Source organism: Pseudomonas sp. HP_14, from assembly GCF_055283875.1.
In genome coordinates this window covers 25,702-52,106 of record NZ_JBTOQI010000010.1, presented here as the reverse complement: position 1 = coordinate 52,106, position 26,405 = coordinate 25,702, and the positions used below count along the sequence as shown (strand labels likewise).

25 protein-coding genes are annotated in these 26,405 nt (G+C 58.3%); 13 read left to right on the top strand and 12 right to left on the bottom strand.

Annotated features, from left to right (window positions below; translation table 11 throughout):
- Nucleotides 1-37: 37 nt before the first annotated feature.
- The 5 genes from ACYASS_RS09185 to ACYASS_RS09165 form a co-directional block, all read right to left on the bottom strand.
- Nucleotides 38-229 (bottom strand): DUF1289 domain-containing protein, encoded by a 192-nt coding sequence (locus ACYASS_RS09185; RefSeq protein WP_463585904.1) that lies wholly within the window; start codon nt 227-229, stop codon nt 38-40.
- Between the two features lie 147 nt (nt 230-376).
- Nucleotides 377-1,144: an SMC-Scp complex subunit ScpB gene (gene scpB, locus ACYASS_RS09180; protein ID WP_463585903.1), complete on the bottom strand. Its 768-nt coding sequence runs from the start codon at nt 1,142-1,144 to the stop codon at nt 377-379.
- Nucleotides 1,145-1,154: 10 nt separating this feature from the next.
- The gene (locus tag ACYASS_RS09175; RefSeq protein WP_463585956.1) at nt 1,155-1,853 is read right to left on the bottom strand and encodes a segregation and condensation protein A; all 699 of its coding nucleotides are present in this window, start codon (nt 1,851-1,853) and stop codon (nt 1,155-1,157) included.
- A 119-nt stretch (nt 1,854-1,972) separates the two neighbouring features.
- A complete protein-coding gene (locus tag ACYASS_RS09170) occupies nt 1,973-2,602 on the bottom strand; it encodes an L-threonylcarbamoyladenylate synthase (RefSeq protein ID WP_243247727.1) in 630 nt (209 codons plus the stop codon).
- Nucleotides 2,603-2,615: 13 nt separating this feature from the next.
- Nucleotides 2,616-3,479 (bottom strand): PHP domain-containing protein, encoded by an 864-nt coding sequence (locus tag ACYASS_RS09165; protein ID WP_463585902.1) that lies wholly within the window; start codon nt 3,477-3,479, stop codon nt 2,616-2,618.
- Between the two features lie 66 nt (nt 3,480-3,545).
- Here ACYASS_RS09165 and ACYASS_RS09160 point away from each other — a divergent pair, with 66 nt between their 5' ends.
- From ACYASS_RS09160 to ACYASS_RS09135, 6 genes are all read left to right on the top strand, one after another.
- Nucleotides 3,546-4,148 (top strand): septation protein A, encoded by a 603-nt coding sequence (locus tag ACYASS_RS09160; RefSeq protein ID WP_243247729.1) that lies wholly within the window; start codon nt 3,546-3,548, stop codon nt 4,146-4,148.
- Between the two features lies 1 nt (nt 4,149).
- Nucleotides 4,150-4,449, top strand: a complete 300-nt coding sequence (locus ACYASS_RS09155) for a YciI family protein (RefSeq protein WP_122664959.1) — start codon at nt 4,150-4,152, stop codon at nt 4,447-4,449.
- 191 nt (nt 4,450-4,640) lie between these two features.
- Nucleotides 4,641-5,048: an SH3 domain-containing protein gene (locus ACYASS_RS09150; RefSeq protein WP_243247731.1), complete on the top strand. Its 408-nt coding sequence runs from the start codon at nt 4,641-4,643 to the stop codon at nt 5,046-5,048.
- Between the two features lie 7 nt (nt 5,049-5,055).
- Entirely contained in the window at nt 5,056-5,733 is a 678-nt protein-coding gene (locus tag ACYASS_RS09145; protein ID WP_087265474.1) for a response regulator transcription factor, read from the top strand.
- A gap of 253 nt (nt 5,734-5,986) precedes the next feature.
- Nucleotides 5,987-6,424, top strand: coding sequence for an LTXXQ domain protein (locus tag ACYASS_RS09140; RefSeq protein ID WP_463585901.1), 438 nt, complete (start codon nt 5,987-5,989; stop codon nt 6,422-6,424).
- Between the two features lie 66 nt (nt 6,425-6,490).
- A complete protein-coding gene (locus tag ACYASS_RS09135; RefSeq protein WP_463585900.1) occupies nt 6,491-7,828 on the top strand; it encodes a sensor histidine kinase in 1,338 nt (445 codons plus the stop codon).
- Nucleotides 7,829-7,952: 124 nt separating this feature from the next.
- On the opposite strand, the gene ACYASS_RS09130 is transcribed toward ACYASS_RS09135, so the two are convergent.
- Nucleotides 7,953-8,513 (bottom strand): nitroreductase family protein, encoded by a 561-nt coding sequence (locus tag ACYASS_RS09130; protein WP_463585899.1) that lies wholly within the window; start codon nt 8,511-8,513, stop codon nt 7,953-7,955.
- A gap of 163 nt (nt 8,514-8,676) precedes the next feature.
- Between ACYASS_RS09130 and ACYASS_RS09125 the strand changes: the two genes are divergently transcribed.
- Both ACYASS_RS09125 and ACYASS_RS09120 read left to right on the top strand, forming a co-directional pair.
- Complete coding sequence (locus tag ACYASS_RS09125) at nt 8,677-10,131, top strand: TrkH family potassium uptake protein (RefSeq protein ID WP_463585898.1); 1,455 nt, start codon at nt 8,677-8,679, stop codon at nt 10,129-10,131.
- 80 nt (nt 10,132-10,211) lie between these two features.
- Nucleotides 10,212-10,523 carry an Mpo1-like protein gene (locus ACYASS_RS09120; RefSeq protein WP_243247736.1) on the top strand — a complete coding sequence of 104 codons (312 nt, stop codon included), beginning with the start codon at nt 10,212-10,214 and terminating at the stop codon, nt 10,521-10,523.
- 26 nt (nt 10,524-10,549) lie between these two features.
- Here the strand turns inward: ACYASS_RS09120 and ACYASS_RS09115 are convergent, their stop codons facing one another.
- On the bottom strand, nt 10,550-11,377 hold the full coding sequence (locus ACYASS_RS09115) for a UDP-2,3-diacylglucosamine diphosphatase (protein WP_463585897.1): 828 nt from the start codon (nt 11,375-11,377) through the stop codon (nt 10,550-10,552).
- A 200-nt stretch (nt 11,378-11,577) separates the two neighbouring features.
- Between ACYASS_RS09115 and ACYASS_RS09110 the strand changes: the two genes are divergently transcribed.
- The gene (locus tag ACYASS_RS09110) at nt 11,578-12,459 is read left to right on the top strand and encodes a DMT family transporter (RefSeq protein WP_463585896.1); all 882 of its coding nucleotides are present in this window, start codon (nt 11,578-11,580) and stop codon (nt 12,457-12,459) included.
- Here the strand turns inward: ACYASS_RS09110 and ACYASS_RS09105 are convergent.
- The 4 genes from ACYASS_RS09105 to recQ form a co-directional block, all read right to left on the bottom strand.
- Nucleotides 12,453-12,749, bottom strand: coding sequence for an Rdx family protein (locus ACYASS_RS09105; RefSeq protein ID WP_463585895.1), 297 nt, complete (start codon nt 12,747-12,749; stop codon nt 12,453-12,455). The two genes, ACYASS_RS09110 and ACYASS_RS09105, sit on opposite strands and share 7 nt — an antisense overlap.
- A gap of 245 nt (nt 12,750-12,994) precedes the next feature.
- On the bottom strand, nt 12,995-15,148 hold the full coding sequence (locus tag ACYASS_RS09100) for a motility hub landmark protein FimV (protein ID WP_463585894.1): 2,154 nt from the start codon (nt 15,146-15,148) through the stop codon (nt 12,995-12,997).
- A gap of 103 nt (nt 15,149-15,251) precedes the next feature.
- Nucleotides 15,252-15,686 carry a MarR family transcriptional regulator gene (locus tag ACYASS_RS09095; protein WP_122664971.1) on the bottom strand — a complete coding sequence of 145 codons (435 nt, stop codon included), beginning with the start codon at nt 15,684-15,686 and terminating at the stop codon, nt 15,252-15,254.
- 243 nt (nt 15,687-15,929) lie between these two features.
- The gene (recQ, locus tag ACYASS_RS09090) at nt 15,930-18,059 is read right to left on the bottom strand and encodes a DNA helicase RecQ (protein ID WP_243247742.1); all 2,130 of its coding nucleotides are present in this window, start codon (nt 18,057-18,059) and stop codon (nt 15,930-15,932) included.
- A gap of 187 nt (nt 18,060-18,246) precedes the next feature.
- On the opposite strand from recQ, the gene ACYASS_RS09085 reads away from it, so the two are divergent.
- A complete protein-coding gene (locus ACYASS_RS09085; protein WP_087265463.1) occupies nt 18,247-18,834 on the top strand; it encodes a UPF0149 family protein in 588 nt (195 codons plus the stop codon).
- Between the two features lie 10 nt (nt 18,835-18,844).
- Complete coding sequence (locus ACYASS_RS09080; RefSeq protein ID WP_463585893.1) at nt 18,845-19,246, top strand: YbaN family protein; 402 nt, start codon at nt 18,845-18,847, stop codon at nt 19,244-19,246.
- 319 nt (nt 19,247-19,565) lie between these two features.
- Here ACYASS_RS09080 and ACYASS_RS09075 read toward each other — a convergent pair whose 3' ends face one another.
- A complete protein-coding gene (locus ACYASS_RS09075) occupies nt 19,566-22,445 on the bottom strand; it encodes a retention module-containing protein (RefSeq protein WP_463585892.1) in 2,880 nt (959 codons plus the stop codon).
- 420 nt (nt 22,446-22,865) lie between these two features.
- Here ACYASS_RS09075 and ACYASS_RS09070 point away from each other — a divergent pair, with 420 nt between their 5' ends.
- Together ACYASS_RS09070 and ACYASS_RS09065 are read left to right on the top strand one after the other, a co-directional pair.
- Nucleotides 22,866-24,221: a TolC family outer membrane protein gene (locus ACYASS_RS09070; RefSeq protein WP_463585891.1), complete on the top strand. Its 1,356-nt coding sequence runs from the start codon at nt 22,866-22,868 to the stop codon at nt 24,219-24,221.
- Nucleotides 24,222-24,253: 32 nt separating this feature from the next.
- Nucleotides 24,254-26,401 (top strand): type I secretion system permease/ATPase, encoded by a 2,148-nt coding sequence (locus tag ACYASS_RS09065; protein ID WP_463585955.1) that lies wholly within the window; start codon nt 24,254-24,256, stop codon nt 26,399-26,401.
- Nucleotides 26,402-26,405 lie beyond the last annotated feature (4 nt).

Here is a 26,405-nt window from a genome sequence, read left to right as displayed (position 1 = left end):
CGCATTGCGCATCAGAGGCTAGTCGAAAATTTGCGGCTTACTTCTTTTTCCGCCGACCGGCACCCTTGAGACCTTTCATGCGAACGGCAGCCTCTTTGAGCACATCGCGGCGCTCGTCCTTGCCCATCTTCTTCCAGGCCTTGATTTCTTTCTTGCTGCGGCCGCAGCCGATGCAGATGTCGGCGTCGAATTTGCAGAGGCTGATGCAGGGGTTCTTGGTGTCGCTCATAAGAGGTACACCGCAAGGACCGCATGAGATTTTGTGAGAGCGGTGCTTGGTCTGGGCGGCATTCCGACGATAAGGACTGCGCGATTTCGCTGTCGGACCGCGTCGCCCCTATCGCGGGCAAGCACCGCTCCCACAAGGACTCTGCGCCTATAAGGGATCTGCGTCGTCTCTGGACTTTTCATCAGGCTCATCCGGCAGCAAATCATCGAAGTCGATCTTCAGACCCTGCTCCATCGAGTCGAGTTCGACCAACAGGCTGCGGAAGCTCGTCTCGTCTCTTGGCGGTTCTGGTTCTGCGTCCGGATCGATGCTCGCGTCGGCCATCGCCTGCAGGTGCGCGGGCACCGGAGCGTCTTCGAAATCCAGAACCGGATCTGGTTCCAGTTCACGCAGGTCTGCCAGTGGCGGCAAGTCATCAAGGTTCTTCAGGTTGAAGTGGTCCAGAAACACTTTGGTGGTCGCAAACATCGCAGGCTTGCCCGGCACTTCACGGTAGCCCACGACCCTGATCCACTCACGTTCCAGCAGGGTTTTCACGATATGACTGTTAACCGCAACACCGCGCACATCTTCGATTTCGCCCCGGGTGATCGGTTGGCGATAGGCAATCAATGCCATGGTTTCAAGCATGGCCCGGGAATAACGTTGCGGACGCTCCTCCCAGAGACGACCGACCCAAGGGGAAAACTTTTCGCGAATCTGCAGGCGATAACCGGAAGCCACTTCCTTGAGCTCGAATGCCCTGCCTTCACAGGACTTGCCCAGTAACTGCAGCGCTTTCTTGAAGACTGGCGGTTCAGGACGCTCGCCTTCTTCAAACAGTTCGTAAAGGCGTTCCAGCGATTGCGGCTTGCCCGAGGCCAACAGGAAAGCTTCGAGCAGCGGAGCCAGCTCGCGAGGTTCGTTGAGATTCATTGTTCAGCTCTTATTCGGCTCGCGCCCGCACATGGATGACCGCAAAGGGCTCGTTCTGTACCAATTCCACCAATGACTCCTTGACCAGCTCAAGCACGGCCATGAACGTCACAACTACACCTAGGCGCCCCTCCTCGGCGGTAAAGAGTTCGGCAAATGGCACAAATCCGCCGCCTTTCAGTCGCTCCAGCACATCACTCATACGTTCACGGGTCGACAACGCTTCGCGACTGACCTGGTGGCTTTCAAACATATCGCCACGGCGCAGCACTTCCGCCATGGACATCAACAACTCTTCAAGGCTGACTTCCGGCAACAACTTGCGCGCCCGGGCCTCGGGAGCGTCCAGTTTGGGAACCACGACATCACGCCCTACGCGGCTCAACTGGTCGATACCTTCGGCGGCGCCTTTGAAGCGTTCGTACTCCTGCAGACGCCGGATCAGTTCAGCACGAGGGTCGTCTTCCTCCTGCTCGGCCTCCGCAGAGCGTGGCAGCAGCATGCGCGACTTGATTTCCGCCAGCATGGCGGCCATCACCAGGTACTCTGCAGCAAGTTCCAGACGCACCGTTTTCATCAGTTCGACATAGCCCATGTACTGCTTGGTGATCTCTGCCACCGGGATATCGAGGATGTCGATGTTCTGCTTGCGGATCAGATAGAGCAGCAGGTCCAGCGGGCCTTCAAAAGCCTCAAGAAAGACTTCCAGCGCATCCGGCGGGATATACAGGTCCATTGGCATCTGCGTAACCGCCTGGCCGTAGACCATGGCGAACGGCAGTTCTTGTTGAGCGTCGGCCTGACTGTCAACGGTGTCTACCGTAGCCATCAAGCCTCGACACCAAATGGTGACGGATCGCCGCAACCGACACGAACGACCTCAGGCTCATCGCCGGTCAGGTTGATCACAGTCGAAGCAGAAATCCCGCCCATGCCGCCATCAATAATCAGATCGACCTGACGTTCGAGGGTCTGGCGCATCTCATAGGGGTCACTCAGCGGCACGCTTTCCCCCGGCAGGATAAGACTGACGCTCATCAGTGGTTCGCCCAATTCCTCAAGCAAAGCCTGGGCGATAGGATGCTTAGGCACCCGCAAGCCGATTGTCCGGCGCTTGGGATGCAAAATCAGCCGTGGCACTTCCCGCGTGGCATTCAGAATAAAGGTGTAAGGCCCGGGTGTGTGGGCCTTGAGTGCGCGAAACGCACCGGTATCGACCTTGGCGAACAGCCCCAATTGAGACAGGTCGCAGCACATCAACGTGAAGTTGTGCTTGTCGTCCAGCTGGCGCAGACGGCGAATGCGCTCGATGGCGCTTTTATCACCGAGCTGACAGCCCAGGGCATAGGAGGAATCTGTTGGGTAGATCACCAAACCGCCCGCTTTAATAATTTCCACGGCCTGTTTGATCAGGCGCGGTTGCGGGTTCTCCGGGTGGACCTGGAAAAATTGACTCACGGTATCTTCCTGTTCAGAAGGCAGCAGTAGACTGATCATGTTTGAACCGGGACCAAAGGGGCGGCAGGTCTTCCGGCACCGGACGATAGATGCCTATCTCGGACCAGCCACCAGGAGCATGGAAATCACTGCCAGCGGTTACCAGCAGGCCAAATTCACGCGCCAGAATGGCCAGGGTTCCAACCTGCTCTGCAGGTTGCAGGCCATTGACTACTTCAATCGCATGGCCACCCGCTTCAAGAAAAGCTGCGACCAGCTTACGACGCTTGCTACGGGTGAAATCATAATGCGAGGGGTGCGCAAGACTGACCCAGGCCCCGGATTCACGCAAGGTGCCGACGGTTTCTTCCAGCGTAGGCCAATGTTGTTTCACATCGCCCAGCTTGCCCGCTCCCAGCCACTTACGGAAAGCTTCAGCGCGATCCTTTACGAAACCGGCGCGCACCATGAAGTCTGCGAAGTGCGGACGAGCCGGAGCATTGCCACTGTCGCCCAGCTCTCGCTGAATGGCGCGAGCACCTTCCAGCGCTCCAGGCATACCTTTGATCGCCAATTTGCGACTGATTTCTTCGGCGCGCAACCAGCGTCCATCGTGCAAACGGGCGATTGCAGCGACCAGAGGGGGGGCATCCATGGCAAAACCGTACCCGAGAATATGGATAGTTGCCCCACCCCAGGTGCACGAAAGCTCGACCCCGTTAACCAGTTGCATACCCAGTGAAAGCGCCGCAGTCCGGGCTTCTTCGAGACCTTCGAGGGTATCGTGATCCGTCAGGGAAAGGACGCGCACGCCATTCTCGTAAGCACGCGCAACCAATGCCGTGGGCGCAAGAGCGCCGTCGGAGGCTGTGCTGTGGCAGTGCAGGTCAACATTCATAGGTGGCGCTTTCGCTGTCATTGATGTTTGTTATTATGCCGCCACATCCTGCTTCTGGCTGCCATTGTGAAACAATTCATCGACTTCATCCCGCTGCTGCTGTTTTTCATCGTTTACAAAATCGAACCTCGTGCCGTCGAGTTCCTGGGCAACAGCTACACACTGGGCGGTATTTTCAGTGCGACCGCCATGCTGATCGTCAGTTCAGTGGTGGTCTACGGCATTCTGTTCGTCAAACAGGGCAAACTGGAAAAAAGCCAGTGGCTGACGCTGGTTGCCTGTCTGGTGTTCGGTAGCCTGACCCTGGCCTTTCACAGCGAAACGTTCCTCAAGTGGAAAGCGCCCGTGGTGAACTGGCTGTTTGCGCTGGCCTTTGCCGGAAGCCATTTCATTGGCGACCGCCCGCTGATTCAACGCATCATGGGGCACGCACTGAGCTTGCCGAAACCAATCTGGACCAAGCTGAACATTGCCTGGATCATCTTCTTCCTGTTCTGCGGCGCGGCCAATCTTTATGTGGCGTTCACTTATCAGGAATTCTGGGTCGACTTCAAAGTATTCGGCAGCCTGGGCATGACTCTGGTATTCCTGATCGCTCAGGGTCTATACCTTGCCAAACACATGCATGACCCTGCTTCCGCACCGCCCCCAACAAAAACCGAGGACTGACATGCTCTACGCAATCATTGCCACAGACGTCGAAAATTCCCTGGAAAAACGCCTGAGCGTGCGCCCGGCTCATCTGGACCGCCTCAATGCGCTCAAAGACGAGGGGCGCTTGATCCTGGCCGGACCTAATCCGGCCGTAGACAGCAATGACCCTGGCGCCGCCGGGTTCTCGGGCAGCCTGATCGTGGCCGAGTTCGAGTCGCTGAGCGCAGCAAAGACCTGGGCCGAAGCTGATCCGTTCGTCAAGGCGGGCGTCTACGCCAACGTCGTTGTGAAGCCTTTCAAGAAAGTCCTGCCTTAAATTTCCTCCCGCGATACACCCTGTAATCGCTGCCGCTCAAGGCAGCGATGACAAAATCTCCCGCTCTGACGCTAATCATTCTCAACGCCCTGCCGACAACCTGCTGAATGTTCTATAAAAACCGTTCTATAAGAACACTGCCGTCTAAAAATGCGGCCGTTGAACACACGGACGCTGAAACAGGAGTTCAGATGCGGGCATGTCTACTGGTTGTTGTGTTGGCAATGGGTGCGACTACCGTCCAGGCCGAGGAAACGAGTGGTTCCGGTACCTCCTATGCGTTGCCGCTGCCGACCACTGCTGCTCAGATCAGCGATCTTCAGCAACGCCTGAAGGAAAGCGAGCGCCAGCGCGAAGAACTCCTCAAGCAGGTGCAGAACGCTGACGCCGCACGCGAAAGCGCCCAACTCAGTCGCCTGCGCCAGGAGAACCAAAGGCTCAAGTTACAGCTCAAAGAAGCACAATCGGCCGAGCCGCAACGTATCCTGACCGAACAGCAACAATGGTTCGTCACCGGAGGGGGTGTTGCGCTGATAGCCCTCCTGTGCGGTATCTTTGCCCGCGGTGGACGTAAGCAGCGTCGACAGTGGCTAAATTGAGTGAGAAATGAGCGAGCTGTTACTTATTGATGATGACCAGGAGCTCTGCGAGCTCCTGAGTAGCTGGCTGAGCCAGGAAGGCTTTCTGGTCCGCGCCTGTCACGACGGCAACAGTGCCCGTCGCGCCCTTGCCGAATCCGCACCTGCTGCGGTCGTTCTGGATGTCATGCTCCCCGACGGCAGCGGTCTGGAACTGCTCAAGCAGTTGCGCAGCGATCATCCGGACCTGCCGGTATTGATGCTGTCTGCACGCGGTGAGCCTCTGGACCGGATTCTGGGTCTGGAACTGGGTGCCGATGATTACCTGGCCAAACCCTGCGACCCTCGCGAACTGACCGCCCGCCTTCGTGCGGTGCTGCGTCGTAGCCACCCGACAGCCGTATCGACACAGCTGGAACTGGGCGACCTGAGCTTCAGTCCGGTGCGCGGCGTGGTAATCATCAATGATCAGGAGCTGGTTCTGACCGTCTCTGAAAGCCGTTTGCTCGAAGCGCTGTTGCGCCAGCCGGGTGAGCCGCTGGACAAGCAGGAACTGGCGCAACTGGCGCTGGGGCGCAAACTGACCCTTTATGACCGTAGCCTGGACATGCACGTCAGTAACCTGCGCAAGAAAATCGGCCCGCATCCTGACGGCCGCCCAAGGATCGTGGCGTTGCGTAGCCGGGGTTATTACTACAGCGTGTAGTTCGGACGCATTCCTTGTAGGAGTGAACTTGTTCGCGAGACGTCATCACCGGCAACAATACCTGCGACTGACACACCGCTTCGCCAACAAGTTGGCCCCTACAGGTACAGCGCGAGTTATACACTTATATATGTCAGCCCACTCTCTCCCCCTCTTTACCCAAGCTTTACAGTAGCCTGACCGCTCTTGACCTTGATCTCCCTAAACTGGCCTCAACCGGCAACGAGCCGGATTCGAGACAAGGAGATACACCATGCGCAAGACTCTGATCGCTTTGATGTTCGCTGCTGCACTGCCTACCGTTGCAATGGCTGCTCCTGGAGATGGCCCTGGTTTTGGTCCAGGCCCTGAAGGTCCACGTGCTGGCATGCACCATGACCGCGGTCCTTTCGAAAAGCTGGACCTGAGCCGCGAACAACGTCAACAGATCGGCAAACTGATGGGCGAGCGAATGCACGACCGCAAGGACATCACTGAAAAGTATCTGGCCAAGCTGTCGCCCGCTGACCAGAAAGCCATGAAAGAAGAACTGGACGCCAAGCGCACCAAGACTGACAGCGATATCCGCGCCCTGCTCAAGCCTGAGCAGCAGAAGGAATTCGACGAAATGAAGAAAGAGCGCGCCGCAAAAATGGCCGAACGCGCTGAATTCGAAGCGTGGAAGGCGCAAAAAGCGCAAAAAGCCCAGTAAGCTACTGATCCACCTGAACCCGGCACTCCCCAGGCGTGCCGGGTTTCTCTATTTTGAGGTTGTCCCGTGCGTTCATTGTTCTGGCGAATCCTGGCTAGCTTCTGGCTGGCCATTGCCCTGGTTGCAGGCCTGTCCATTCTGCTCGGCCACATGCTTAATCAAGACGCATGGATCCTCAGCCGTCATCCGCTGCTGAGTCATTTGCCGCAGACCTGGACCGAGCAATACGAAAACCAGGGCGCAGATGCCGCGCAGGATTACCTGCAAAGCCTCAAACGCAAGAATCACATGGACGTTCAGGTCCTCAACGACAATGGCGACCCGGTCGTGCGCGGCACCTTTTCGCCCCGCGCTGCCGCCCTTGAGGCTCGTCAGGGCGATGACCCCCGCCAGCTTCCGTGGCGTCGCCTGACCAGTGAGTACACGAGTGAAAAAACCGGGGAAACCTACCTGTTCATTTACCGTATCCCTCACCCGGAGCTGGATGCGTGGCACCGCGACAGTTTGATGTGGCCGCTCAGCGCGCTGGGGATTGCGCTGGTGGTGCTGACCCTGTTCAGTTTGCTGGTGACCTTGTCGATCACTCGCCCCCTCAGCCGCTTGCGCGGTGCGGTGCATGATCTTGGGCAAACCACTTATCAACAAAACAGCCTCGCGCAACTGGCGAACCGCCGGGATGAATTCGGCGTGCTGGCAACCGACTTCAACCGTATGGGCGCGCGACTGCAGAGCCTGATCGGCAGCCAGCGTCAGTTGCTGCGCGATGTATCCCATGAGCTGCGATCCCCCTTGGCGCGCTTGCGTATTGCGCTGGCGCTGGCAGAACGCGCGGAACCGGCCGAACGGGAAAAGCTCTGGCCGAGGTTAAGCCGCGAATGTGATCGACTGGAGGCACTGATAAGCGAAATCCTCGCTTTGGCGCGGCTCGACGCACAACTGAGCAGCGCTGAGCCCATTGATCTCAACGCGCTGCTATTGCGCCTCAGGAATGATGCAAATCTGGACGGTGGCGACCAGCAAATTGCCGTACACGTCGAGCAGAACCTGCATCTGCATGGCTGGCCCGACATGATTGAGCGAGCAACCGATAACCTGCTGCGCAATGCGTTGCGCTTCAATCCGCCCGGTGAAACCGTCGAAGTGCAGGCAAAGCGGGTCGGTGACAGACTGCAGTTAAGCGTGCGTGACCATGGCCCTGGCGTGGCGGCTGAGCACCTGACGCAATTGGGCGAGCCGTTTTACCGCGCTCCAGGCCAAACCGCAGCGGGTCATGGCCTGGGCCTGGCAATTGCCCGCCGTGCAGCTCAACGTCATGGCGGGGAATTGCTACTGGGCAATCATCCCGAGGGCGGGTTTCTGGCGATTATTGATTTGCCGGCGGAGCCGAAGAGTTCGGTGGCCTAATCCATTTTGCGGCAAATACACATTCCGCTGTAGGAGCTGCCGAAGGCTGCGAAAACGATTTTTCTGACACTCCGCTTCGCAGCCTTCGGCAGCTCCTACAGAAGAACTTCAGCATTCCAGCCCCTCAGCCCTGCCACTCACTCACAAAATCCACCACATCCACTTTCGCAGCAACACGTGGCGGGTTCTGAGGCGTGCCCAGATACAGGAAGGCGATCACCTCTTCGTCATCCGCCAGGCCAAAAGCTTTGGCGACGAGCGGCGAATAAGACAGCTCACCGGTGCGCCATACCGCACCAACGCCCAGCGCGTAGGACGCCAGCAAAACGCTGTGCGCCGCACACCCTGCGGTAATCAACTGCTCGGCTTTTGGCACTTTGTAGTGATCCTGCAGACGGGCAACCACAACCACAACCAGTGGTGCGCGTAGCGGGCCGAGGCGTGCCTTGTCCAAAGCTTGCGGTGTCACTTCCGATCCACTGGCCTGCAACGCCTCTGCGAGTAAATCCCCCATGCGCTCACGGGCTGCGCCTTCGACCGTGATAAACCGGAACGGGCGCAACTGTCCATGATCCGGGGCGCGCATGGCTGCACTGAACAGGATTTCACGCTGGGCTGCATCCGGGGCCGGGTCGATCAATCGTGGGACCGAGACACGATTGAGCAATACGTCGAGCGCCTCCATGGGCTACCTCCTTGAGAAATGATGGGTCATTCTAGAGCTTGTGCACACGGATAACGAACCTGCGAGGCAATTACTTACAGGCTGCGACGCACAGGCCACGGTTTACTTGCCGTGGGCCGCAGGTAGAATGGCGCCTTTCCCCGAACCTAGTCAGAGTGACTGCATGGCGTTGCCGACCCTTCGCATCATCGGTTTCATTATCGGCATATTCCTGATCACCTTGGCCATCGCCATGATCGTGCCCATGGTGACGCTGGTCATTTACGACCGCTTCGAAGACCTGCGCTCCTTTCTGTGGGCAAGCTTGCTGACGTTCATCGCCGGGCTGGCATTGATCATTCCCGGTCGACCTGAACACGTGCATTTGCGTCCGCGAGACATGTATCTGCTGACAGTCTCCAGCTGGATCGTTGTGTGCGTCTTCGCCGCCCTGCCGTTTCTATTGACCCAGCACATCAGCTACACCGACTCCTTCTTCGAAAGCATGTCTGGCATTACCGCGACGGGTTCAACAGTGCTCAGCGGTCTGGATACCATGTCGCCAGGTATCCTCATCTGGCGCTCGATGCTCCACTGGCTTGGCGGGATCGGCTTTATCGGTATGGCAGTAGCCATTCTGCCCCTGCTGCGTATCGGTGGCATGCGTCTGTTCCAGACCGAATCTTCAGACCGCTCCGAAAAAGTCATGCCCCGCTCGCATATGGTGGCCAAGTTCATCGTGCTGGCGTACGTCAGCATTACGGCGCTGGGCAGTCTGGCTTTCTGGGCGGCCGGCATGAGCCTGTTCGATGCAATCAACCACGCCATGTCCGCCATCTCGACAGGCGGCTTTTCCACCTCCGATCTGTCTCTGGCCAAGTGGCCGCAACCTGCGGTGCATTGGGTCGCGATTGTGGTGATGATCCTGGGTAGCCTGCCGTTTACCCTGTATGTCGCAACCTTGCGCGGCAACCGTGGAGCCTTGATCAGGGATGAACAGGTTCGGGGGCTGTTGGGCTTATTGCTGATTACCTGGCTGGTACTCGGCGCATGGTACTGGGCGACCACCGATCTGCCATGGTACGACGCGCTACGTCATGTGGCCCTGAACGTGACCTCTGTGGTGACCACTACCGGTTTCGCCCTCGGTGATTACAGCCTGTGGGGCAACTTCGCGCTGATGTTCTTCTTCTATCTTGGCTTTATCGGTGGCTGTTCCGGCTCGACTGCCGGTGGAGTGAAGATTTTTCGCTTTCAGGTCGCCTACATTCTGCTCAAGGCCAACCTTAATCAGTTGATCCATCCGCGTGCGGTGCTCAAGCAAACCTATAACGGCCACCGGCTGGACGACGAAATCGTGCGGTCCATCCTGACGTTCTCGTTCTTTTTCACCATCACGATTTGCGGCATCGCCTTGTTGCTGTCGTTGCTCGGACTGGACTGGATGACTGCGCTGACCGGCGCAGCGAGCACGGTGTCCGGCGTAGGCCCAGGGCTGGGCGAAACCATCGGCCCGGCCGGTAACTTCGCCACCCTGCCCGACGCCGCCAAATGGATTCTGTCGGGTGGCATGCTGCTGGGGCGTCTTGAGATCATCACGGTGCTGGTGCTGTGTATTCCGGCATTCTGGCGTCAGTGATCGTAATGGCGTTTAATGTCAGTTGACGCAAAAGCCAGCTGACATTAAACCAACAGCGCCAACGATCAGGAACTCCAGCCATGGAAACCACCAAATCGTTTACCCGCTTCGCCGATTTCTATCCTTACTACCTGCAAGAACACCGAAACAGCGCTTGCCGTCGTCTGCACTTCGTCGGCACCAGTCTGGTGATCTTCCTGCTGGCCTTTGTGATTGGCAGCGGCAGTTGGAGCCTGATCTGGCTAGTACCAGTGGCAGGATATGGCTTCGCCTGGGTCGGTCATTTTTTCTTCGAAAAGAATCGCCCTGCTACTTTCCAGCATCCGTTCTATAGCTTGCTGGGCGATTTCGTCATGTACCGCGACATGCTGACTGGCAAGGTTCCGTTTTAGCCGACGGCACATCAACCGCCAGCGTTTCAGACTACCGGCTCGCTGGCCTCAAGCTTTTCCTCGGCAAGCAGTTCCTTATGCTTGAGATGAGCGTCCGCGAGCCGAAACAGCTCAATCGTGCCGTCCAGATGCTCAATCAATGCGGTACAGGACTCCACCCAGTCACCGCAGTTGAGGTATTCCACTTCGCCGACCATGCGCATCTCAGCATGGTGGATATGCCCGCACACCACACCATCCAGCCCGCGCTTGACGCACTCATGGGCGATGGCTTCTTCAAAGTCACTGATGAAACTGACCGCCGTCTTGACCTTGTGCTTGAGATACGCCGATAACGACCAGTAACCGTAGCCGTACCTGGCCCGCCAATGATTCAGCCAGCGGTTGAGGGTCAGAGTGAATTCGTACGCCGAGTCGCCGAGAAAGGCCAGCCAGCGGTGGTAGCGTGTGATCACGTCGAACTGATCGCCGTGGATGACCAACAGACGGCGCCCGTCTGCAGTGACATGCTCGGCTTCATCCACCAACTGGATATTGCCCAGAATCAGTTTCGAATAGCGGCGTAAAAACTCATCGTGATTACCAGTGACATAGATCACCTCGGTGCCGCGCTTACTCATCGTCAACAGGCGGCGTATCACGTTGGTATGGGCCTGGGGCCAATACATGCCACCGCGCAGCTTCCAGCCATCGATGATATCCCCCACCAGATAGACCTTGTCAGCCTGATAGCCTTTGAGGAAATGTGACAAGTGTTCGGCTTGGCAATCCCGCGTGCCCAGATGCACATCAGAAATCCACAAGGTGCGAACGCGTTGCTTACGGCTGGGTCTGGCAAGCTGAGCACTGGTCATGAACCATCTCCTGCTGGGTTTGCATGAGAGTGCCCGGTGCCGGTTAATCGAATGTGACCGGAGTGTGGCAATGCCGTGACAATGCACAAGAAGAGTTGGACTGAATGCTTCAGGGCGGACACTGGTAGACTGCCCTCGTGCGCCCCTATGGGCAAGATAGCCATTTCATGCTTGATAAGAGCGGCCCAGTAAGGAACACCATGACTCCCCGCTCCGCCCTCAGCGCCCTGCATATGGGCGCACTGATGTTTGGCCTTACCGGTGTCTTCGGCAAGCTGGCCAGCGCATCGCCCTCAGTCATTGTGTTCGGTCGCGGAATATTTGCCGTTGCAGCGCTGGCCTTCTTCGCCCGCTTTGCCAGCAATACCCCGTGGAAAACCCTGCGACGAGCCGATTGGGCACGGCTGATACTCGCAGGCATCCTGCTCGCAGCACACTGGGTGAGTTTTTTCATCGCCGTCAAAGTTGCCGGTGTAGCTGTCGCAACCCTGGGCTTTGCCAGTTTTCCGGCTTTTACCGTGATACTCGAAGGGCTGCTGTTCCGCGAGCGAATCCGCAGCAACGAGATCGTTCTGGTAATACTGGTCAGTATCGGACTGGTGCTGGTGACACCCGAGTTCAATCTGGCCAGCGAGGCCACCAGCGGGCTGCTGTGGGCGGTATTTTCCGGGCTGACGTTTTCGCTGTTATCGCTGGTCAATCGCGTCAGTTCTAAAAACGTCCCCGCCGTGCAAGCCGCGCTGTATCAGAACCTGATTGTGGGGCTGTGTCTGTTGCCGATGGCGGCCCCTGAGTTGAGTACCGTTCCTGCCCTGGACTGGTTGTGGATCGGCTTGCTGGGAGTGTTCTGCACCGGGCTGGCTCACAGCCTGTTCGTTGCGAGCCTGGCGGTGATAAAAGCCCGGACCGCTGCGGTGGTATTCGCCATGGAACCGGTTTACGGCATCACATTCGCCTGGCTGCTGTTCGCCGAAGTCCCAACCTTGAGCATGTTGCTGGGCGGCGCGCTTATCATCATCGCCATCATCATTTCAGGCCTGATGAACGGTAAAAAAGCACCTCAGGCAGCGACGACTCACTGATCAGGCCTGGTCTTGTCGTTGTGCCCCAGATCGCGCTGTGGATCAATCTGGTCGCGGACGCGCTGCTTGAGCACCTTCGCCTCGGGGAATCCGCCGTCGGCCTTGCGCTCCCAGAGTTGCACGCCATCACACGTGATGACGAATACACCGCCAGTGCCAGGTTGCAGAGAGACCTTGCCCAGATCATCGGAAAACGTACTGAGTAACTCCTGAGCCAACCATGCCGCCCGCAACAACCATTGGCATTGCGTGCAGTAGGTAATGGTTATTTCGGGTTTTGCGGTATCCATGCAAGAAATCTCCGGGATAAAAGGACAGATGTTTTCCCGCAGGGCGTCGCTCAATGTCCCTGACATGATGCTGTCTCGCGACAAACATTGGGCCTGTAGGAGCTGCCGAAGGCTGCGATGGCGGTATATCAGGCAAACCGCATCGGCGCCGTCGTAACATCCGACAACTCCTACGGTGCAGGTTCAGAGCAATCTGTAGGGGCCATCGGAGTTTACGACGGTCGCGAAGGGGATGTGCTGCGGGCCTAAAGCCCCGCCAACAGGGCACGAGCCGTCTGCTGATGCTCTTCATCGGACTCTTCAATCACCTGCAGCAACAGCTCACGAGCGCCTTCAATGTCCCCGTCATCGATCAGCACCTGGGCCTGATTGACTTTACTCAGCGGGACTTCTTCGAGATCAAGCAAGTCAAACTCACCTGATTCATCCATGAATCCGTCAAGGAACGTGTCGTCCAGAGCGTCGTTGTTAGACTCGACAACCCCATCTTCCTCAGGGAAATCGCTAAGAAAACGATCATCCGGAATTTCCTGCACGTCAGGCAGCTCAGTGAGGTTTGAAGCGAATCCCGGATCTTCGACCGGTGTTTGCACCGATGCATCGGCACGTGCGGTGACGGGTTTGTCGAAAGGATCGACCAGGTCCCAGTCGGCATCCATCGACAGATCATCCAGGTTTAACTGGAAATCGTCGGCGGGCTCCGGATTAAGCGCAGCAGCTGAATTTTCATCGAGCTGTGCGGGTTGCTCTTCAGCTATTGCAGCCGGGACAACGGCGGCTGCCAGCGGTGCAGCTGCAACAAGGGTAGCGGGCGCAGCACTCAGCGCTTCACTGGCAGGCTTGAGCTGTGGATAACGTGAGCGGATCTGCTCAAGCTGTTCCGGCTCCACGCCATTTTGTAAAGCGATCCGCTCTTCCTCAGCGAAACCGGCAGAATCGCCCTGCTCTGCCAGTAACTCGAGAATACGAATACGCACGTCGGTACGCTCGGGCTGCTTGGCCAAAGCATCGCGCAGAATTCCCATCGCCTCGGCAAACCGGCCATAAGCGATGTAGATGCTGACGCCGTCCAGTGGATCAGTGCTTCCGGCAGCCGCACGTGCAGGAGCCGGACGTGGCGGCGTTGAAGCAGGAGCTGCAACCACCGGAGCTGACACTTTGGGCGTTACGGCTGGCGTGTCATAAACCGGAACAACCGGCGCACGCGCTGGCTTGGTCAGGGTCGGATCGGCACTGACGGGTTGCCGTATGGGTTGTTTTCGACGATTACGACGCACCGACCAGGCCAGCGCAAGCAACAACAGCAGAATCGCCACCGCGCCCAACAGCAATGGCGAAGTCAGCAACGAAGGACTTTGTTGTGGCTCCGCGCTAACGGAAGGAGCTGCAGCGATCGGCTCAGGCACTGCCGGTGACGATGCCGGTGACGAGGTGGCTGCGCGACTTTCCGCCAGCTCGGTCTGCAGACCGATAATCTGTTTGTCCTTGCCATCAATCGATGCCTGCTGCGCCTGCAACTGAAGGCGCAGGTCTTCCACCGTCTTGGTCAGCAACTGATTTTCAATGGCCGACGCGGCAAGCTGTTCGGCACCACGCTGAACTTCTGCGGCTGGCGGCGCGGATGCTGCGGTGGGCGTGGGAGAAGAATTACCAGAGGGCAGCACAGCAGCGTCCGGTAGCAACAAGCTCTGCCCGACCTTTAGCGCGGTACTGTCGCCATTAGGAAAAACCTGAGGGTTGAGCGCTTTGATCCCGTCGGCCAGTCGCCCTGCCGATGCACCGGCACCAGAGCCCTGCATACGTCGGGCGATGGAGTTAAGGGTATCGCCGCCCACGACCGAGTAGCGTTTACCTTCCAGTGCTGCCGGTGGCGCAACAGGCATCCGTGATTGTTCGGAGCCCTGAGTGGCGGCGCCACGGGAGCGACCCGCCACCGCCGCGCGCCCTTGCGCAGACGTCGCCGGGTCCAGCAGCAGCGTGTATTCATGCAACATGTCACCGCCCGGCCGCAGTATCTGCACGAGAAACTGCAGATAGGGTTCAGTGACCGGTTTGCTCGACACCACACGAATCACACCGCGATTGCCACGAATCACGGGCGTGAAGCGCAAATCATTGAAAAAGAAGACCCGGTCGACACCCGCGCGGGCGAACTCTTCCGGCGAGGCCAGCCGTGCGACGATATCTTCAGCGCTCAGTCCGGCGGTTTCAACCAACTCGATTTCGGCATCAAGGGGCTGATTAAGAGCCGAGTGCAGCGTGATATCGCCCATGCCCAATGCAGACGCAAACGTCGAATAGAACAGAGATGCCGAGGATAAAGCGGCGACCATCAGGCCGCGACGAAAAGCGGTTTTGGCAAAACCTGATCGAGTAGCCGCCTGAGAGCTATTGCGCATACGAACCCTTATAGAAACCGAAACAGGCTTCTTTGCATATTCAATACATGGCGTGGACTTCAATGTCTGGCTGCAAGTATGAGCGAGAAGGAGCGTGTCTGCCTCAGGATCTTTCGAGGTTGGCCAGAATCCGTGTGTGGACGCGCATGCAAACCCGAAGTTCTTCCTCATCGATACCCGCAAACAGCTCAACCCGCAGCGCAGTGGCGATGGCTTCGATCTTCTGGATCAAGGGACGGGCAGTGTCACACAGGACGATTTTCTTGGCGCGACGGTCTTCGGCTACTGCATGGCGCTGCACCAGCCCCTGCGCCTCAAGGCTATCAAGCAAACGCGCGAGGGTCGGGCCTTCAACGCCCACGCTCTGCGCCAGTTCGCGTTGAGTAGGCGGTTCCTGAAAACGGGCAAGGTGTAACAACACCAGCCATCGAGCCTGAGATAGCCCGAGATCGGCCAGGCGTCGATCCAGTTCTGCCCGCCAGCCACGGGACATATGTGCCAGTTGCATGCCGAAGCGGTGTTCATCTGTCATTGGCATAGAGAAACTCTGGGTCGATACTAATAATTAGTCAGCTAAGCATGGCGTCAGGATTGAGGCAAGTGAGGGGTTGTAAGTATATGAGTTGGGCCGGGATCGGCTAACCCTGCAGGACCGGCGTTAGCCGGGAGGACTGCAGACCTGACAACGCAAATGTGGCGAAAGTACAGACCTGCTCCCGACTAAAGCCGGTTCTACAGATTTTTTCCTGCATTCGAGGGCGGGCTGCATGCCCGCAAAGCATCAAACCTCGAATTCAGCCTGCAAGGCAGCGCGTACGCAATACAGCACCCCTTCCGGTACGCGCCCGGCAAACTGCTCGGCGATGGCCGCTACAGGAGGTAACTCACCTTCGCCGTCAAGGAACGCATCCTGAATTTCGCCCAACAGGTCCTCCGGCAGGTCCAGCGCCTGCTCCAGAGACAGCTGCTGCCTGCCAATGGCTTCAGCGAGCATGGTGTAGACGTTTTTCTCGGTGCACTGCAACTGACCGGCAATCTGTGCAGGCGTCATCCCGGCACGGGCCAGGCTGATGAGTTCGTGGCGCACGTCGGCCACCACCTTTGGCGCTTCAGCTGCACCGCCCAGCACTTCCAGAAACGCTTCGCCATAGCGCTCAAGCTTGCGTGCGCCGACGCCGCCGACCTGAGCCATGTCCGACATGGTTTCGGGTTTGCTGCGCAGCATTTCCAGCAAGGTCGAATCCGGGAAGATGACATAAGGCGGCACGCCATGCTCTTCAGCCAGCTTGCGTCGCAGCGCGCGCAACGCTTCCCACTGCTCGCGCTCTTCAGTACGCACCAGTTGGCTGGCCGGGCTGCCGGAGCTGCTTTTCGCAGTCGTCTGCGGTTTCAGGTCGCGACGCAACTCCAGCGTCACTTCGCCACGCAACAATGGACGGCAGGTGTCGCTCAGGCGCAGCCCGCCGTAGCCTTCAAGATCGATATCAGCCAGCCCTCGTGCCACCAACTGGCGAAACAGCGAACGCCATTCGCCCTCGGAACGCGCCTTGCCGACACCAAAAACCGAAAGATGCTGATGACCGAAGTTCTGCACTTTATCGTTGGATTTACCCAGCAGCACATCCACCAGATGACCGACCCCGTAACGCTGGCCTGTACGATAAATCGCCGACAATGCCTGACGGGCTGGCTCTGTCGCGTCCCAGGTCTGCACACCGTCGACACAGTTATCGCAATGACCACACGGCTGGGGCATGTCTTCGTCGAAGTAAGCCAGAAGCGTCTGACGGCGGCAGCGGGTTTCTTCGCACAGTGCCAGCATGGCATCGAGCTTGTGGTGCTCCAGACGCTTGTGTCGCTCGTCGCCTTCTGAGTTCTGCAGCATCTGCTTGAGCATCAGCACATCCTGCAGACCGTAGGCCATCCACGCATCGGCGGGCAAACCATCACGACCCGCTCGACCGGTTTCCTGGTAATAGGCCTCAAGAGACTTGGGCAAATCCATGTGCGCAACAAATCGCACGTTGGGCTTGTCGATGCCCATGCCGAAAGCGATGGTCGCAACCATGATCAGGCCTTCCTCATTAAGGAAGCGTTTCTGGTTGGCAGCACGGGTCTCGGAAGGCAGGCCGGCATGGTAAGGCAACGCCGGGTAACCGTTCTCGCAAAGAAAGGCCGCCACTTCGTCGACTTTTTTGCGTGACAGGCAGTAAACGATACCGGCGTCGCTCCGACGCTCGGACAGAAACGCCAGCAATTGCTTGCGCGGCGACTCCTTGGGCACGATGCGGTAAAAAATATTGGGGCGGTCGAAGCTCGATAGAAAGCGCTCGGCGTTCTGCAAATGCAGCCGGGTGACGATTTCTTCCCGGGTCCGCTTGTCGGCTGTGGCAGTCAGAGCGATACGCGGGACATCGGGGAACAACTCTGCCAATTGTCCCAGTTGCAGATACTCGGGACGGAAATCATGCCCCCACTGAGAGACGCAGTGCGCTTCGTCGATGGCGAACAGGGCAATCTGCAGATTCTGCAAAAAAGCCAGCATGCGTGGCTGCACCAGACGTTCCGGCGCCAGGTACAACATCTTGATTTCGCCCTGACGAATCCGGTGAGCCAGTTCCCGCTGCTGATCGGCGTTCAGGGTAGAGTTCAGCGCAGCTGCCGAGACGCCCAGTTCCTCCAGAGTGGCAACCTGATCATCCATCAGGGCGATCAGCGGCGAAACAACCACCGCAAGGCCATCACGCAACAGGCCCGGGACCTGAAAACACAGCGATTTGCCACCGCCGGTGGGCATCAACACCAGCGCATCACCACCGCTGGCCACGCGTTCAATAATGGCACCCTGGCGACCACGAAAGCTGTCATAGCCGAAGATGTCTTTAAGTACGCGTTGCGCCTGTTCGAGCATAAAAACCCCAGAATGTCCTGCTGCACTGCAAAGCGCGGCAGTATACCCGACGTGTCACAGGCAAAGGGCAGCCGGGATATAAGCGGTCGAAATTAAACTCATCGTGCATCGCATCCACCTCCACGCTGGCGCCCAAGGCGCTCAGGGCCTAGAATTCAGCATCGTTTATTTCCAAGGTAGTCCGTCAATGTCCTTCGCTGAGCAACTAAACCGCCTGCAAGTCTTCCTCGATGCAGATGAGCTGCATGACGAGGCACTGGACTACGTGGCCGCTCATGGCTACCTGACCGCTCTTTCTATCTGCGCCGAAACCGTGCCAGAACGCGAGTGGATCGATGCGCTGTTCTCCGAACCACCGCATTACGCCGATGATGCGCAGCGCGAAGAGATCGAAGGCACTTTGATCCAGTTGCAAGCGCACATTGCTCGCCAGCTGGCTTCGGATGAAGAGTTCGAACTGCCGTGCGATCTGGACCTGGGCGACGAGCCGGATGACTCTGACCTGCGCGGCTGGTGCATTGGCTTTATGGAAGGTGTGTTCCTGCGTGAAAGCGCCTGGTTCGAAACCGCCGAGGAAGAAGTCAGCGAGATGCTGTTGCCGATCATGGTCGGTTCGGGTCTGTTCGATGAGCAGCCTGAGTTCTCCGACATCGCGGCTGATGCCAACCTGATGGATGATATGATCGTACAGATTCCGGAAGCACTCACCGCCCTGTACCTGCTGTGCCAGGCGCCGGATGAGAAGCCGGCGATCCTCAAGCCTCGCCACCACTGAGTCTGCGCCTATGGCGCAGGCCGCACCGCGCACGAGTCGTAACCGGTTCGTACGCTATGCCTTTCTGGGCGCTGGCTGGTTAAGCGTGGTATTGGGCGTCATCGGGATTTTCCTGCCGATTCTGCCCACCACGCCTTTTCTATTGCTCGCCGCCGCGTGCTTCGCTCGAAGCTCTCCGCGCTTTTATAACTGGCTGGTCAATCACCCGCGGCTTGGCCCGTGGATTCGCGATTACCTTGAGGGTAACGGCATCCCGCTCAAGGGTAAGGTCTACGCGATTGTCACGATGTGGATCAGCATCGGGTTTTCCTGTTATCTCGTGTCGTTCATTTGGGCAAGGGTGTTCATGGTGACCTGTGCGGTGTTGGTGACGGTTTATATCTTGCGGCAGAGGACGTTGCGCAAGGGTTGAGCTTTTATTCAGTAAATTGGGTGTACATATCCATTGTTGGAGTAGGGGCGGCTATTGCTTGCCCGGCACCTCGTTGTCGCTCGGTGTACCCGCCCGCAGTGCTTGGTTTAACGGGGCGCCTCAGATCAAATCAAAAGCGCGGCGGCCTTGGAGCCGACCTGATTGTGTGAACTTGCCAGGCCTCTGTAGGAGCTGCCGAAGGCTGCGAAACAGCTCGTCAGACGACGAAAAGCGCTGGACGTGATGACGTCTCGCGAACAAGTTCGCTCCTACCGGTTCGGGGTGTTACCGCCTCGAATAACTGCCCCTAACAAAAACCTTAAACCACATCAGCCCTCAACGAATGATCCCCCAACATCCCGCTGATGATCGACCCGGCATCAGCACCAGACACCATGCCCCCCGCGCCAACCCCGACCCCATAGTGATGCGCCAGATCAACGCCCGCCAGGTCGATCGTTTGTGAAGAACCGCCCGATCCGATTTCAATACTCGACACCAGATCCGCACCACTGCCCGTGACCTTGAAATGCAGAAAGTCATCCAGCGAATCCGCACCCGCGCTAAAACCCTGCAGTAGCTTCGACAAATCCAGCGTGTCAGCCCCGAGACTGAAATCAGTCACCACATCGTGCCCACTGTCCCCCGACAGCCACTTGAACGTGTCATGACCCGCTCCGCCCGTCAGCGTGTCGTTGCCCAAGCCGCCAGTCAGCACATCATTGCCAGCACCGCCATTGATGATATTCGCCTCATAGTCACCGGTGAGGTGATCGTCGTAATCCGAACCCATCAGGTTCTGGATATTGATCAACGTGTCAGTACCTGCCCCGCCGGTGTTTTGCGGTCCGAGCTGCGCCGTACTGACCGTGACACCGGACTGGGCCAACGCATAACTGGCGGTGTTATTACCCGCGCCGCCATCCAGCACTTCATTGCCCGCGCCGCTGAACAAGATGTCATTGCCGTTATCGCCGTACAGATCGTTGTTCCCGGCCCCACCGCTGAGCACGTCGTTGCCATCGCCACCATGCAGGCTGTCGTTTCCTGCACCTGCGAGCAATACGTCGTCACCCGTGGTGCCCAGCAACGTGCAACCTTCCTGATAACTGATGCTCACCGCCGCTGAATCGCTGCCGCCATGGCCGTCGCTCACCGTGTAAGCACTTTCGTGATTCGGCGTAGTGTCGGCAGCGCTGTAGTCAATCGCCAGATCAAGGGAGTAGTGAACCGCAGGACCGGGTTGTCCGGCGTCAGGCTGATTAACCAGAAGGATGCGATAGACACCGTTTTCCGTTGCGGTAAAGGTCCCGCCTGCATCCAGCAACTGAAACTCGCCACCGTCCAGTTGCCAGAGAACACCGATTTGATCGCCCAGACTTTTCAGGTCGACCGTCACGCTCTCGCCAGCCACCAGGCTGAAACTGTAAAGGTCCTGCGCATTAGCCCCCGAACCACTGAATGCCCCCAGATACCCCGTAATAGCCACCATTGCGGTCATGGCACCGGTGTTCGCAAAGTCGCTGCGTTCAAGGTTCTTTAACTGGTTGCCAGAGTTATCCCGCTTACCGGAAAAATCGATGACTTTCGGGCAATCATTGGAAAACCCCTCGCCCTTGGCCTGCCACCCCGTATGGAACACCGTGGGGCTGGCGATCAAAGGTCCACCGTTGCCGGGCACGTCATTGGCCAGCAACAGCGCCCCGGGAATATTGATGCAGGGTGCAAGAATATTGGTGATGACGTTGTCGGCCACAGCCGTCGGGCCTTCGGGGGGCTGAATGGCCGGAACGTTGATTTGTAGAGTGGAGCCAGCCAGGTCACCGTCGTTGTCGCTGATGACATACTGGATGTTCTCGGTCAGAGGCTCACAGCCAGGATTCGCCGAGGGGGTATAACTGAAGTCCCCGTTGAGCATGTTCACCACCAGGGTACCGCCGCCTTCGCTGGTGACCGTGAGGCTGTGCGTGGCGGGATCGAACACCCCGGCCCCTGCGCAGGAACTGACGCACAGCCCGGTGTGCGGGTCGTAGCTGTAAGTGGTGCCATCAATGCTGATGGAGTGCACAAAGCCGCCGTCCGCGCCGAAAGTACCGCCCTGCAGCAAGCTGCCACCGGCGCTGTTCAGAGGCGAACCAGAGCATCCCGGATCAGCGCTCAGTGTGACCTCGATGCAATGAGCTTCAGGCACGTCGTCGATAAGGTTGATGTCCAGCGAGCTATTGGCCGAATCACCATCGCTGTCGTGGGCAACGACGCTGAACGACTCGCCCGTAACGTTGGTACCGTCACCGGCAGGATGGTCAGCGGCGCCCTGCAAGGTGTAGCTGTAGCTGACTTCGCCAGTAGCGGCGTCATAACCGATCACACTGAACGTGTTACCTAGCGGGGTCTGCATGGTCAGCGGAAATCCGGCGACAATGCCCGCACTGATGACCGCCAGACCACCGACCACCAGGCTTTGCAGCCCGTCCACGGCACTGACCGTGAACACCCCGGACTGGGTGACGGGGCCACAGGACAGGTCGTTTTCATTGAGCGTCAGCTCACCGCCGCACAACTCCACGGCATGATCGACAGGAGGCTCGACCGGGGGCTCAGGGTCTGTCGGCGGTTCGGGATCAGTAGGCGGCACGATGAGAACCGGAGGCTCATAAACACTGCCTGAACGACTCGAAGCATCGCCAAGCCCCTCGATACGCCCTTCGGGGAACTCGGGAGCAGCGCTCAAGCCCTGGGTCGGAAAACCAATTTCCGGCGTCACCTCACCGCCAACCTCGGCCAACAGCAATGCCGAATGTCCGCCTCCCAGCGATGAACCATCCGCCACCTCCGGCCCGGCATCAGCAGCTTCAGGGGCTTGCAATTGCGCATCTGCGCTGATGACTTGTTCAGGCAATACGGTCTGCGTGGGCTGCACGGCAGACTGAGCCAGTGTGGGCGTTAGCTCGTCCGCAGTGTCGACATGCCCGGCCTGATGATTGAGTAACTGCGGCGTGAGCTGCAGACTGCTGCCACGCCCGAGGGTCAGTTCGCCTCCGCCGCTAAGATTGACCGCCACCGCACCGCTTCCACCGGTCTGCACCTGTTCTCCGGCAAACAGCCGATCGCCATCGATCAGAATCCTGCGTGTACCGTCGCCCGCCACTGCAAATACATCGCCCGCCACTTGTCGCACCGTGCCGATAAATACGCCCATATTCCCTCCCTGACTTGCAACAATCCGACCCATTCCCGTTACAAAAAAGCCTGTTTTTCGCCTTCTATGAACCGAGAAAAGATCGACATTTATTTAAACGCCATAAAACCGACACCCATTAGCAGCTCCGTTTTCGCTTTAAAAATCATCAAGATCGGTAAAGCCATAGAAACGTCATAACTTTATATTTTCCATATCAACAACCGTAAATATCTGTTTTTAGTGAAATCAATCCATAGACAATCGCTCGCCCCGAATGAATCTCATAAGTTTTTTTTGGCATAAGCGTTATGAGAAAAACGTCTTGGCTGCCTCCAAAGTTGTTCTTAGCTGTGATGTTACAAACCTGATACGGTTTTAAACGCACAGATCGTCAGTTTTTTGGCAAACAAGAACGGTATTACTTAGGGAGAAGTATTCATGCGCGATTTGACCCCGCTTTACGGTGCCGTGGTGTTAGCGGTGGCCTGTGCTCAAGCGCAAGCCATGTCGTTGACCGACGCCATACAGGACACGCTCGATAACCACCCGGAAATTCAGGCCAGCAAGAACAACCGGCTGTCCGCCGATGAGGATGTGAATGTTGCCAAAGGCGGATACCTGCCCGCAGTGGACCTGATCGCCAGTTACGGCCGACAACGTACCGACAACCCCACCACCCGGGCGATTTATGGGCATGACAATCGTGACCTGAACTACACGCAATCAGAGTTGCGCCTGCGCCAGTTACTGTTCGATGGCTTCAATACCCCGAACGAAGTCGGCCGCACCAAAGCGGTAGTCGACTCACGGGCGTATTACGTGCGGGGCACTTCGGAAAGCCTCGCGTTGCGGGCCATCGAGGTTTATCTCGATGTACTGAAACGGCGCGAGTTGCTGACTTTGGCCAAAAACAACCTGCAATCGCACTTGCGCATCAATGATCAGATCGGCTTGCGCAGTGAGCGCGGCGTGGGCAGTACGGCTGACCGCGACCAGTCCGCGGCACGCCGAGCCTTGGCAGAAAACAACTTCTACACTGCCCAAGTGGATCTGGCTGATGCCGAAGCCAACTTCTTCAGTGCTGTCGGGCGCATGCCTGACGAGCTGGAAACTCCGCCGTCGATCAAGGGCGAAGTGCCGTTGAGCCTCAGTGCGGCGCAACAAAGCATGCTGCTTAACAACCCCTATCTCAAGTCAGCTCAGGCCGATGTCAACGCCGCGCAAAAGCAATACGAAATCGCTAAATCACCGTTCTACCCACGTTTCGATGCCGAAGTGGCGGTGGGTGCCAATAACAATCTGCAAGGCGAAGAAGGCCACGACAACGAATGGCGCGCTGCCGTGGTGATGAATTACAACCTGTTCAACGGCAATCGTGACAAGGCCCGCCTGCGCTCGGACTCCTACAAGACCGGACAAGCGCTGGACATCCGCAACAACGCGTTGCGTATGCTCAACGAGAACCTTTCGCTGGCCTGGAACGCCATGTCCAATGCCCGCCTGCAAACACCTGCCGCCAGGGAATATGCCGAAACCACCACGCGTGTACGGGCCGCTTATCAGGATCAGTTCGGCCTCGGTCAACGCACACTGCTGGATCTGCTGGACAGCGAAAACGAGTTGTACAACGCCAGCCGCCGTTACACCGAAGTGCGTTACACCGAGGAGTTCGCCATGTATCGCGTGCTCGCGACCGAGGGCGAACTGCTGCGCAAGCAACGGGTCGTGGTGCCCTCCGAGGCTATCGCGTTGACGGAAGTCAAAAGCGACGCACGCCTGCCTGAACTGAAATAACGCTTCTCCTCGGGAGTACGCCTGTGACCAGCATGGAATTGCCCTTTTCACTCGATGCCCGTTCAAGCTTTGATGACCCGCTGCTAGACGGCCTGCTGATTCTTTGCCGATTGCATGACTGTGCCGCCAGCAGAACCAGCCTGTGTACCGGCCTGCCCCTGGCGGAGCAGCGCTTGAGTGCCGACTTGCTGCCACGCGCGGCAGCCCGGGCAGGGTTGCAGGCGCGCTGGCTGCGCCGCGAACTCAACGCGATCGACGCCTTGAGTCTGCCGGTTTTACTGCTTCTGGACGGGCAGCGCTGTGCGGTACTCCGCAGTTGGGGGGAGGATGGCCGGGCGTTGATCCTGCCCTGCGAAAGCGAGGGTGGCGAACAATGGGTCACTCGCGAGGAGCTGACCAAAAGCTACAGTGGCCAGGCCCTGTTCGCACGTCCGCGCCATGAACTCGAAGACTTGCGCGCGCCGCTGGTACCACGGGTCAAGGCGTGGTTTCGCGATACGCTCAAGCTGTCGCGTGGTCTGTACAGCGACGCGATTCTGGCCAGCCTGTTGATCAACGTACTGGGCTTGATGGTCCCGCTGTTCGTCATGCAGACCTACGACCGAGTAGTGCCCAACCAGGCCACTTCAACCCTCTGGGTACTGGCAATCGGATTGCTGATCGGCACAGTGTTCGAGCTCGGTCTGCGTCTGATTCGCGCACACCTGCTGGATCAGGCCGGTCGTAAAACCGACCTGATTCTCTCCGCCACGCTGTTCGAGCGCATCGTGGGCATGACCATGAAAGCACGCCCGGCGACCATTGGCGGCTTCGCGCAAAGCATCCACGACTTTCAGGGCCTGCGCGAATTCCTGACTGCAGTGACCCTGACCAGCCTCATCGATCTGCCCTTCGCTGCGCTGATGCTGGTGGTCATCGGTTTGCTGGGTGGCTGGCTGGTATTGATCCCAGTTATCGCTTTCCCGCTGACGATTGTCTTTGCCTGGCTGATCCAGGTCCGCCTGCGCGATACCGTGCAGAAAAGTCTGGCCCTGGGTGCTGAACGCCAGGGCCTGCTGATCGAAACCCTGGGCGGCCTCGAAACCCTCAAGGCCTGCGGCGCACAGAGCCAGCGTCAACACCAATGGGAGAGTACCCACGGCGCTCTGACCCGCCTCGACGGCCACGCTCGCAACCTTGCCGCGCTGGCCAGCAACGGCACACTGTTCGTCCAGCAATTCGCTGGCATGGCAACGATTATTGCCGGGGTCTACAGCATCATCGCCGGAAACCTCAGCGTCGGTGCGCTGGTCGCGACCTACATGCTCGGCAGTCGCGTACTGGCTCCACTCGGGCAAATCGCCGGTCTGATTACGCGCTATCAGCAGGCGCGACTGACCATGACCAGTACCGACGCCTTGATGAGCCTGCCTCAGGAAACCCAGGCTGAGCAAAAGCCCCTGCAAAACAGCGCGCTGCTGGGCGGGCTGTGCATGGACCAGGTGAGCTTTCGCTATGCAGCCAAAGGAGCTGAAGCGTTATCGGCGGTCAGTTTCAAGGTCCGCCCCGGTGAACGCATCGGCATTATTGGCCGCAGCGGCTCCGGCAAGAGCACGCTGGCAAGATTGCTGATGGGCTTTTACCCGCCCGACGCAGGTCAGGTCTTACTGGACAACCTCGACCTGCGACAACTGGACGTCGCTGATGTACGCCAGCAGATCGGCTATGTCGCTCATGACTTGCCCTTGTTGTCCGGCAGCCTGCGCGACAACCTGACCCTGGGCGCTCGCTACATCAGTGACTCACGCATGCTTGAAGTGGCGCGCCTGACCGGCGTTGATGAGCTGGCTCTGCGGCACCCGCAAGGCTTCGACCGGCCAGTCGGTGAGCGCGGGCAGTTGCTCTCGGGTGGTCAACGACAAACAGTCCTGCTGGCCCGCGCATTACTGCTCGACCCACCGTTGTTGCTGCTGGACGAACCGACCAGCCACATGGACAACAGCAGCGAAGATCAACTGCGCCAACACCTGTACGAGTTGCTACCGGGCAAGACCTTGCTGCTGGTGACCCATCGCATGTCGATGCTGACACTGGTTGATCGCTTGCTGGTCATGGACAACGGCAAGCTCGTCGCCGACGGCCCCAAAGACGCTGTAATCGAAGCACTGCGCAAGGGCCAGATCGGCCCGGGTGCGGTTTAAGGAG